Source organism: Arthrobacter sp. Y3223164, assembly GCF_059091005.1.
Window position 1 is genome coordinate 1 of the sequence record NZ_JBNHGF010000959.1, and the last position, 311, is coordinate 311.

Sequence of the window (311 nt, forward strand, 5' to 3'; positions counted from 1 at the left end):
GGCCGACGGCCGCTGGGAGAAGGCCTACGCCGGGCCCGCCACGGCCGAGGTGCCCGAAGACCTGGCCGCGGCGATGGCCGCCGTCCCGGAAGCGCAGGCGATGTTCGAGGTGCTCACCTCGCAGAACCGCTTCGCGCTGATCCACCGGCTGGCCCAGCTGAAGACCGATGCCGCCCGGCAGCGCAAGATCGCCGGCTTCGTGGAGATGCTGGCCCGGCAGGAGACGCCGTATCCGCAGCAGAAGAAGCCGTCCTGACTGCCGGGCGCAGGGGCGTGCACGGGCCCCGGCCCGTTCCGACGCCCGTGCCCAC

1 protein-coding gene is annotated in these 311 nt (G+C 73.6%); it reads left to right on the forward strand.

From position 1 onward, the window contains the following. Positions 1-256: YdeI/OmpD-associated family protein (locus AC5RUJ_RS18915; protein WP_494156595.1), on the forward strand; the 256-nt coding region annotated here is incomplete at its 5' end. Positions 257-311: the final 55 nt, after the last annotated feature.